Here is a 9401-nt window from a genome sequence, read left to right as displayed (position 1 = left end):
CGATTGTCGGAAATTTCATGAACAATGGGGGGTGGGCCGTTGTCTAGGAATAGCTTGCCCACTAAGCTAGCAACGTGCCACATCGTTAATACGATTCATTATCGCTTGGCACCTCCTGCAAAATCACAGCGCCAATGCAAGGAAGTACCCGTGCTGATCAAACTCATCTCTGGCTGTTGCCTGGCACTTTGCTGTTCCCTCGTCAGCGCTACAGTGCTGCAAACCTCCTTCGATCAAGACGCCCGCTACTCGATCGTGAGCGTGTCGGGTGATCCTTCCCAGCGCACTGTAATCACCCAGCGTGTCGGCATCAGCGGGACCAGCTACAGTGCCCGCCAGTTCGATTGCAGCGCACGCACAGTACGCTTCATGGGCTCGGGAGCTTCGCTGGAGGACCTTCAGGACGCCGAGGCCGACAACGAGCTCACTCCGATCTTCAAAGGCTCACTGTCCAGAGCCATCAGCCAGGTAGTCTGCGACGAAAGCGTGCAAGCAGGCACTGCGGCAGCTGGGCCGCCCGGCAAATCCGCTCACGGCCAGCCGGTGACCAGCATTTCTCAATAACAATAATTATCAATTGATAATCATTCTCGCTATAATGGGCGTCCGTTCCGCTTTACGCCGGCCACGCACCCGATGGACACCCGCCCCGCTACACCTGGACTGAATACGTGCCTGAGCACCCTGTACAACGACCATCACAATTGGCTGCACCGATGGCTACGCAATCGTATCGGCTGCCCGGAACATGCCGCCGACATTGCCCACGATACCTTCCTGAGCATCCTCGGCTCCAAAGACCTGTTCAGGATCCGCGAACCCCGCTCGTTTCTCTCGACCGTGGCGCGGCGACTGATGGCCAATGTCTATCGCCGCCGCCTGGTCGAGCAGGCGTACCTGGAAACACTGGCCAGCCTGCCTGAAGCAGTTGAACCGTCACCCGAAGTCCGCGTGCTGGCACTTGAAGCTCTGACCCTGCTCGATCGCATGCTCGACGCCCTGCCGGCCAAGGTCCGCGAAGCCTTCTTACTGTCGCACCTGCAGGGCCTGAAGATCGCCGAAATCGCCGAACGCCTGCAGGTCAGCAGCCGCTCGGTAAAGCTGTACCTGGTGCGGGCCAACCAGCATTGCTTTTTTGCTGACCTGCCATGACCCCCTCCCCCTTTAACCCGCGTACTACTCGCGAAGCCGCACAGTGGCTCACCGAAACCATGGAAGGCGCACTCAGCCCCGAGCAGCAGCGGGCGCTTGAGCAGTGGCGCGCCGCCCATCCGGACAACGAACGTGCCTGGCTGCACATCGAGGCCCTGCGTCGACGCATGGCCGGGCTGGAGCCACATGCCGGCTACCAGAGCCTTTCCCGGGGCAGCCAGGGCCGCAGTCGCCGGCAAGCGCTCAAGGCACTGGCGGTGCTCGGCCTGTTCGGCTGCGCCGGGCAACTGGCCTATCGCAACGTCTGGCAGCCGGGCCCGGAACTGACCTACCGCAATGGTGCCAGCGCCCCACAACACATCGAGCTGGAAGACGGCAGCCAATTGACCCTCGACGCAAGTACCGAAATCACCGTGCTGTTCGACAGCCGCCAGCGCCGCGTGCAACTGCTCGCCGGGCGCCTGTTGATCCGCAGTGGCCACCCCTCGAACGCCAATCAACGCCCGTTAAGCGTTTACACCGTACATGGCCAGGTACGGGCATTGGGGACGCGTTTTAGTGTCGAGCTGCAAGAGCCAGCCACGCAGGTCGAGCTGTTCGACGGTGCAGTCGAGGTGCAGGCGCGGCAATCACCCGCCAACCCCCTGCGCCTGGCTCCCGGGCAGCGCGCGCGCTTCACCCCGACCCGCATCGAACCGGCCACCGGCACCTCGGCCGAACCGGCCTGGAGCAAGGGCTTGCTGGTGGCCGACAACATGCGCCTGGATGCCTTTGTCGAGCAACTCAGCCGCTACCGGCCTGGCCTGTTGCGCTGCAGCGACGAGATCGCTGCGTTGCGTATCTCCGGCGTTTATCCGCTGGCCGACACCGATGCGGTGCTCGACGCCCTGCCCCTGTCATTGTCCGTGCAGGTGCTGCGGCGCTCACGCTACTGGGTTACGTTGAGTCAGCGCTAGACGCCACTTACGGCGCCAGCTCAATGCTCACCTGGTGTTGTTTACCCGTCGTTACCCGTACCTGCGCACCAAACACCTGGGCAATGCGCTGCTCGCTGAGCACCTGGGCCGGCGCGCCGCTGGCGCAAAGCCGGCCGCCTTCGAGCAGCCAAAGGCGGTCGCAGTAGCGCGCAGCCAGGTTCAGGTCGTGTAACACACAGACCACGGCAATACGCGGCGAACGGGTCAGCGTGCGCAACACCCGCATGAGGTTCTGCTGCTGGCCGATATCCAGGGCGCTGGTGGGTTCGTCCAGCAACAGCAGGCAGCCGCGACCATCGTCCCAGGCGTCAGTCAGCGGGCTGATTGCCAATTGGTTCATGGCCCGGGCAATGGTTACCCGCTGCAGCTCGCCGCCAGACAGCGACAACACTCCCCGGCCAAGCAAGTGACGGACATCCAGCGCATCGATAATGCCCGGGCACGGCTCGCCAGGGTGCTGCTGACCGAGACGAATGAATTCTTCGACCCGCCAATCGAAAGCACTGTCCATCTGCTGCGTCACCAGCGCGCGCCGGCGCGCCAGTTGCCCGGGCAAATAAGCGGGCAACGCTCGACCGAGCAACTCGACCTGCCCGCCCGCCGGTTGCAGGTAACCGGATATCAACGACAACAGCGTGCTTTTGCCCGCGCCATTGGGGCCGATCAACCCAAGAAGCTCACCTGCCCGTACCCGCTCGCTGAACGGCGCCAGGGCAAAAGGACGCTCCAGGCTGACATTGATCAGTTCAAGCATGTCAAAACTCCCGCACCTTGCGACCGAGTAACAACCAGAGAAAGTACGGCCCGCCAATAATGCTGGTGACCAGGCCGACGGGGATTTCCGCCGGGCTGGTAAGACTGCGTGCCAGGGTATCGGCGACCAGCAACAGGATCGCTCCGCAGAGCATTGAAGCCGGAATCAGCAAACGGTGGCCCGGGCCGAAATACAGGCGCAGGCAATGCGGCACCAGCAGGCCGATAAAGCCGATGATGCCGCTCAGCGCCACGCACAGGCCCACGCCCAGCGACGAAGCCAGCACCACACGGTTTTTCAACCGGTCGCCATCCAGCCCGGCGGCGTGCGCAGACACCTCGCCCAGCTGAAACAAGTCCAGATCGCCCGCGCAGCGCGCCAGCACCCACAAGCTCAGGGGCAAGACCAGGGCGGCCACCGATACGGTCGACCACTCGGCGCTGCTCAGGCTGCCCATGCCCCACAAGCTCAGCTGGCGCAACTGCTCTTCGCTGGCGACAAAGGTGAGGATGCCGCCCAGGGCACCGGTCAGGGTGTTGATGACCAAGCCGGCCAGCAACAAGGTGATGGTCGACTCGCGCCCTTTGTAGCCGCGGCCAATACGAAAAATCACCAGGGTCACCAGCAACGCGCCAATAAAGCCTGCGAAAAACTGCCCATAAAGCTCCAACCCGGCAAAGCGGCCATTGAACAGTACGACCCAGATCGACACCGCCAGCCCGGCGCCGCTGGCCTGGCCGAGCAGGGTCGGGTCGGCCAGGGGGTTGCGAAACAGGCCTTGCATCGCCGTGCCGCCCACCGCCAGGGTCGAGCCCACCAGCACTGCCAGCAGCAGACGCGGCAGGCGCACTTCGCTCCAGACCTGCCACTCCAGGGCGGTGGGCAGATCACCGAACACAATCCGTGGCGACAAGCCGATACTACCGACCAGCGAACACACCACCAGCAGGGCGCACAGCCCTGCCAGCATCAGCATCAGTATCGGCAGCGAGACGCTGCTTGCGCGCCTCATGGAAACAGCGCTCCTGCGTCCTGGCGTAGCTGCAGCATGGCCTGCACCGTGCGCGGCCCGAGGTTGAGCAGCGCCTGGTCATCGACCTGCACCAAGCGCCGATGCTGTCCGGCCGGGGTATGGGCCAGGCCGCCCAGTTTCCACAGGTTGTCTTCACCCCCAAGTGCCGCCAGCCCGGCGCGGCTGACGATGACGAAATCCGGCGCCAGTGACACCATGGCTTCAGCCGCCACTTGCTTATAGGCATTGAAGGTCGCGCAGTTTTCGATCCCCGCCTGCGCCAGTGCCGCCTGAGCTTCGGTGCCTTGCCCCATGATCAGCGGCGTCATGCCGGCATGATTGAAAATGAACAGCGCCTTCGGTCCTTTGAGCGCCGGCGTCTTGGCCAACTGCCCAGCCAACTGTCGCTGCTCATCAAGCAACGGTTGCGCCTGCGCCTGTAGGTTCATGGCCGCCGCCACCTGCTCGATCTTTGCCGGGATATCGCCGACACCCTTGCCGCGGGCAATGCTCAGCACTTCAAGCCCCAGGCCGCTCAACTGACGCAGCACGATAGCCGGACGGGCAGCATCGCTGATCAGCAGCCGTTGCGGCTTGAGCGCCAGCACCCCTTCTGCCGAGAGCTGGCGCATGTACCCCACCGACGGCAGGTTGGCGATGGCCTGCGGAAAGCGACTGGAATCATCGCGCCCGACCAGGCGCGAAGTACCGCCCAGGCGCTCGACAATTTCCGCCAGGTCGTTGCCGATCACCAGCGTATCGGCGGTTTCGGCCTGCACGGTCATGACCGCACAGGCCGCCAGCACGCCAAGCAGCAAAGCCTTCATCGCGCCGCCTCCAGGGCATCCAGCCACTCACGCCAGGCCGGTTGTTCAGGCTGCCCCGCCGGACGACGAGCAAAGACCTGGACAATCAGACGCTGCTCGGCATCAAAAAACTCGAGGCTGGTGACGCCGCCGACCTGGTTCGGTTTGTAAACCCGCCAGATCTGCGCATCCGGCGCATCGGCGATCCTGAAGCAGGTATGATCTTTGAGCCGCTCAACCCACAGGCCAGTGCCCATCAGCAGCAGGTCGAAAGCCTCCTTGAGGGTGTACTCGCCGCTCAGGCCCTGGGTGCTGCGGTTCTCGCTGAGTTGCGGATCGAAGGTGAGGATCACCCCGGTAGCGGTGGCCAACTGGTTCAAGGCCGGCGCCAACTGCCCTGGCGCAATTTCATAATGCTTGCGCAGCGGCGCCTGCTGGGTCGCGCCTCCTTCAGCGGCATTGGCCAACGACCAGGCGCTGCTGCCGCCCGCCAAAGCCAGTGCGGTCAGCGCACTGCAGGCAATCTTGCGTGCAGCGTTTTTGTTGTTTGGCTGCAGCCGCTGAACGGCGGCCGGCTGTGTGCTCTTCACGAGGCGCTCCCTTGCAGATTGAAATGATCTTGTAGGAGAGGTCACGCGAGGGAAGCAAAAAGGGAAATGAAAATCAGTCCCATCTGAAACTATTTTCTATTTGGCCGGAAACCAGCAGGCAGGAATCAAACCCTGGAAACGAAAAAAGCCGCACAAGGCGGCTTTTTCGAGGCTTTCTCGCGCTTCAGTGAAGGGCGGTGAAAGCTTGGATGGTGCGGACGAAGAGACTCGAACTCTTACAGCTTGCGCCGCTGGAACCTAAATCCAGTGTGTCTACCAATTTCACCACGTCCGCATGAAGCGTTTAAAACAAAGGCGCCGGATTTTCATCGGGCGCCTTTGGGAATATGGGGTGGACGATGGGAATCGAACCCACGACCACAGGAATCACAATCCTGCGCTCTACCAACTGAGCTACGTCCACCATATTGCATGTGCCGCTTTGCACCTGTCAAAGCTGCTTTTGAAACATTCACGCGCTTCAGCGAAGGGCGGTGAAACGTTGGATGGTGCGGACGAAGAGACTCGAACTCTTACAGCTTGCGCCGCTGGAACCTAAATCCAGTGTGTCTACCAATTTCACCACGTCCGCATGACGCTTTTAAAGCAAAGGCGCCAGACTTTCATCAGGCGCCTTTGGGAATATGGGGTGGACGATGGGAATCGAACCCACGACCACAGGAATCACAATCCTGCGCTCTACCAACTGAGCTACGTCCACCATATTGCATGTGCCGCTTTGCACCTGTCAAAGCTGCTTTTGAAACATTCACGCGCTTCAGCGAAGGGCGGTGAAACGTTGGATGGTGCGGACGAAGAGACTCGAACTCTTACAGCTTGCGCCGCTGGAACCTAAATCCAGTGTGTCTACCAATTTCACCACGTCCGCATGACGCTTTTAAAGCAAAGGCGCCAGACTTTCATCAGGCGCCTTTTGGAATATGGGGTGGACGATGGGAATCGAACCCACGACCACAGGAATCACAATCCTGCGCTCTACCAACTGAGCTACGTCCACCATATTGCAGTTACCGCTTTACTTGTGCCAAAGCTGCCGATTGGCGCACCCGGCAGGACTCGAACCTGCGACCATCCGCTTAGAAGGCGGATGCTCTATCCAGCTGAGCTACGGGCGCATATTTAATCTGCTTTCTGTGACGATTACAAATTAACTTTTAGCCGTACCGAACAAGCTAAAAAATCTGCTCATTCTGCCTGACCTTGCTAACCAGTGCTAGGCTCTGCCCGACAAGTGCGACGAATCTTATAGACGAGTGGAAAGGTCGTCAACAGTTTTCTAAAAAAAATTCATTTTATTTAAGGGCTTAGGGCAATTGCCAGACCAAGCGCCTTTGCCCTCGGGCCCCTTCATGCGAGAATGCGCGCTCTTTTTATTCCCTCTCGATGGTTAATCACGCGTCATGACTGCACACCTTATCGACGGCAAGGCGATCGCCGCCAGCCTGCGCCAGCAGATCGCCCAACGTGTCGTGGAGCGTCGCCAGCAAGGCCTGCGTACGCCTGGCCTGGCGGTGATCCTGGTCGGCACCGACCCCGCTTCTCAAGTCTATGTCTCGCACAAGCGCAAGGATTGCGAAGAGGTCGGCTTCAACTCCCAGGCCTTCGACCTGCCCAGCGATACCACGCAGCAAGCCCTGACCGAGCTGATCGATCGCCTCAATGACGACCCGAACATCGACGGCATCCTCCTGCAACTGCCATTGCCGGCGCACCTGGATGCCTCGCTGCTGCTCGAGCGCATTCGCCCCGACAAGGACGTCGATGGTTTCCATCCGTATAACGTCGGCCGCCTGGCCCAGCGTATCCCGCTGCTGCGCCCGTGCACTCCAAAAGGCATCATGGCCCTGCTCGAAAGCACCGGCCAGGACCTGTACGGCATGAACGCGGTGGTCGTTGGCGCCTCCAACATCGTTGGCCGGCCGATGGCCATGGAACTGCTGCTGGCCGGTTGCACCGTGACCGTCACCCACCGCTTCACCAAGGATCTGGCCGGTCACGTCGGCCGCGCCGACCTGGTGGTAGTGGCTGCCGGCAAGCCGGGCCTGGTCAAGGGTGAGTGGATCAAGGAAGGCGCGATCGTCATCGACGTCGGCATCAACCGCCAGGAAGATGGCAAGCTGGTGGGCGATGTGGTCTACGAGACCGCCCTGCCCCGCGCCGGCTGGATCACCCCGGTACCGGGTGGCGTCGGGCCGATGACCCGCGCCTGCCTGCTGGAAAACACCCTGTATGCGGCCGAAGAGCTGCATAAGTAAGTGTTGATGGCGGGATAAAAAACGGCACCTGTGAAGGTGCCGTTTTTTTGTGCCTGTGTGGTTATTTGCGCGCAGCCTCCCAGGATTTGAGCAGCTCGCTGTAGCTCACGGTCTCGCCCTGGGGCTTCTCGTTGGCCAGTTTCGGCTTCGGCGCACCGGGCTGATCAAACCAGTACTGAGCATCTTTCTCGGGATTGAGCTTCGGCGCACAGGTGGCCTGGGCCTTGGAACGCTCCAGACGAGCAAGGATCGCGTCCTGATCCTTGGCCAGGCCGTCGAGCGCCTGTTGCGGGGTTTTCTCGCCACTGGCCGCCTCGGCAATGTGGCTCCACCACAGCTGAGCCAGGCGCGGGTAATCCGGCACGTTGGTGCCGGTCGGGGTCCATTGCACCCGCGCCGGGCTGCGGTAGAACTCCACCAGGCCGCCGAGCTTGGGCGCAAGGTCAGTCATGGCCTGGGAGTTGATATCAGACTCGCGGATCGGCGTCAGGCCGACGATGGTCTTTTTCAGCGAGACGGTCTTGGAGGTGACGAACTGGGCGTACAGCCAGGCCGCCAGGCGTTGCTTCTCCGGGGTCGACTTGAGGAAGGTCCAGGAGCCGGCGTCCTGATAACCCAGCTTCATGCCCTCCTCCCAGTACGGCCCCTTGGGCGACGGCGCCATGCGCCACTTCGGCGTGCCGTCGGCGTTCATCACCGGCAGGCCCGGCTTGGTCATGTCGGCGGTAAAGGCTGTGTACCAGAAGATCTGCTGGGCGATGTTGCCCTGGGACGGTACCGGCCCGGACTCGGAGAAGGTCATGCCCTGGGCCTCGGGCGGTGCATAGGCGCGCATCCAGTCGACATATTTTTGCGTGGCATACACCGCCGCCGGGCCGTTGGTATCGCCGCCACGGGTGACACTGGAACCGACCGGGTGGCAGTCCTCGACGCGAATCCCCCATTCGTCCACCGGCAGGCCATTGGGCAAGCCCTTGTCGCCGCCGCCGGCCATGGAGAACCAGGCGTCGGTGAAGCGCCAGCCCAGTGACGGGTCTTTCTTGCCGTAGTCCATGTGCCCGTAGACACGCTTGCCGTCGATTTCCTTGACGTCCTCGCTGAAAAACTTGGCGATGTCTTCATAGGCCGACCAGTTCACCGGCACGCCCAGTTCGTAGCCGTACTTTTCCTTGAACTTGGCCTTGAGGTCGGGGCGGTCGAACCAGTCGGCGCGGAACCAGTAGAGGTTGGCGAACTGCTGGTCGGGCAGCTGGTAAACCTTGCCGTCCGGCGCGGTGGTGAAGGAGATGCCGATAAAGTCCTTGAGGTCCAGGGTTGGCGAGGTGTAGTCCTTGCCTTCATTGGCCATCAGGTCGGTGATCGACTCAGTCTTGCCGTAGCGAAAGTGCGTACCGATCAGGTCGGAATCATTGACCCAGCCGTCGTAGATGTTCTTGTCCGACTGCATCTGCGTCTGCAGCTTTTCTACCACGTCACCTTCTTGCAGCAGGTCGTGGGTCAGCTTGATCCCGGTGATCTCGCTGAAGGCCTTGGCCAGCACCTTGGACTCGTATTCATGGGTGGCGATGGTTTCCGACACCACGTTGATCTTCATCCCGCGAAACGGCTCGGAAGCCTTGATGAACCACTTCAACTCTTCGAGCTGCTGCTCGGGAGTCAGGGTCGAAGGCTTGAACTCGCTGCCGATCCATTTTTTCGCGGCATCTTCGTAGGCATCGGCCCAGGCGCTGGCGTGAAAGCTGCCCAGCACCAGCAGGGCTGCCAGGGTCAAATGTCGCCGGTTCTTGTTGTTGTCGAACATTGTGATCTCCCGATTGAGTATTTTCACCCAGGC

9 protein-coding genes and 7 tRNA genes are annotated in these 9401 nt (G+C 61.4%); 4 read left to right on the top strand and 12 right to left on the bottom strand.

What is annotated here, in order from left to right; translation table 11 throughout:
- Positions 1-150: 150 nt before the first annotated feature.
- The 3 genes from ACZ9A3_RS05710 (at position 151) to ACZ9A3_RS05700 (ending at position 2108) form a co-directional block, all read left to right on the top strand.
- Positions 151-564, top strand: coding sequence for a hypothetical protein (locus ACZ9A3_RS05710; protein ID WP_052676584.1), 414 nt, complete (start codon positions 151-153; stop codon positions 562-564).
- 72 nt (positions 565-636) lie between these two features.
- On the top strand, positions 637-1152 hold the full coding sequence (locus tag ACZ9A3_RS05705; protein ID WP_258610185.1) for a sigma-70 family RNA polymerase sigma factor: 516 nt from the start codon (positions 637-639) through the stop codon (positions 1150-1152).
- Complete coding sequence (locus ACZ9A3_RS05700) at positions 1149-2108, top strand: FecR domain-containing protein (RefSeq protein WP_476252216.1); 960 nt, start codon at positions 1149-1151, stop codon at positions 2106-2108. The genes ACZ9A3_RS05705 and ACZ9A3_RS05700 overlap by 4 nt, the downstream gene beginning before the upstream one ends.
- Before the next feature lie 7 nt (positions 2109-2115).
- Here ACZ9A3_RS05700 and ACZ9A3_RS05695 read toward each other — a convergent pair whose 3' ends face one another.
- The 11 genes from ACZ9A3_RS05695 to ACZ9A3_RS05645 form a co-directional block, all read right to left on the bottom strand.
- A complete protein-coding gene (locus ACZ9A3_RS05695) occupies positions 2116-2883 on the bottom strand; it encodes an ATP-binding cassette domain-containing protein (protein WP_476252215.1) in 768 nt (255 codons plus the stop codon).
- Between the two features lies 1 nt (position 2884).
- Positions 2885-3895, bottom strand: a complete 1011-nt coding sequence (locus ACZ9A3_RS05690) for a FecCD family ABC transporter permease (RefSeq protein ID WP_045202137.1) — start codon at positions 3893-3895, stop codon at positions 2885-2887.
- Positions 3892-4722, bottom strand: a complete 831-nt coding sequence (locus tag ACZ9A3_RS05685) for a heme/hemin ABC transporter substrate-binding protein (protein WP_093385269.1) — start codon at positions 4720-4722, stop codon at positions 3892-3894. The genes ACZ9A3_RS05690 and ACZ9A3_RS05685 overlap by 4 nt, the downstream gene beginning before the upstream one ends.
- On the bottom strand, positions 4719-5291 hold the full coding sequence (locus ACZ9A3_RS05680; RefSeq protein WP_476252214.1) for an STN domain-containing protein: 573 nt from the start codon (positions 5289-5291) through the stop codon (positions 4719-4721). Before ACZ9A3_RS05680 ends, ACZ9A3_RS05685 begins: the two co-directional genes overlap by 4 nt.
- 210 nt (positions 5292-5501) lie before the next feature.
- Positions 5502-5586 (bottom strand) — tRNA-Leu (locus ACZ9A3_RS05675).
- Positions 5587-5639: 53 nt separating this feature from the next.
- Positions 5640-5715, bottom strand: a tRNA-His gene (locus ACZ9A3_RS05670).
- Positions 5716-5798: 83 nt separating this feature from the next.
- Positions 5799-5883 (bottom strand) — tRNA-Leu (locus ACZ9A3_RS05665).
- Between the two features lie 53 nt (positions 5884-5936).
- Positions 5937-6012: transfer RNA gene (locus tag ACZ9A3_RS05660), tRNA-His, on the bottom strand.
- Positions 6013-6095: 83 nt separating this feature from the next.
- Positions 6096-6180: transfer RNA gene (locus ACZ9A3_RS05655), tRNA-Leu, on the bottom strand.
- 53 nt (positions 6181-6233) lie between these two features.
- Positions 6234-6309, bottom strand: a tRNA-His gene (locus ACZ9A3_RS05650).
- A gap of 41 nt (positions 6310-6350) precedes the next feature.
- Positions 6351-6427 (bottom strand) — tRNA-Arg (locus ACZ9A3_RS05645).
- Positions 6428-6712: 285 nt separating this feature from the next.
- On the opposite strand from ACZ9A3_RS05645, the gene folD reads away from it, so the two are divergent.
- Positions 6713-7567 carry a bifunctional methylenetetrahydrofolate dehydrogenase/methenyltetrahydrofolate cyclohydrolase FolD gene (gene folD, locus ACZ9A3_RS05640; RefSeq protein WP_093385281.1) on the top strand — a complete coding sequence of 285 codons (855 nt, stop codon included), beginning with the start codon at positions 6713-6715 and terminating at the stop codon, positions 7565-7567.
- 61 nt (positions 7568-7628) lie between these two features.
- Here folD and ACZ9A3_RS05635 read toward each other — a convergent pair whose 3' ends face one another.
- Positions 7629-9368: an ABC transporter substrate-binding protein gene (locus ACZ9A3_RS05635; RefSeq protein WP_045202144.1), complete on the bottom strand. Its 1740-nt coding sequence runs from the start codon at positions 9366-9368 to the stop codon at positions 7629-7631.
- Positions 9369-9401: the final 33 nt, after the last annotated feature.

It is taken from the genome of Pseudomonas sp. TE4620, assembly GCF_056279045.1.
Note: the sequence above shows the minus strand (reverse complement) of the source record. Positions and strands in the feature narration are given on the sequence as shown.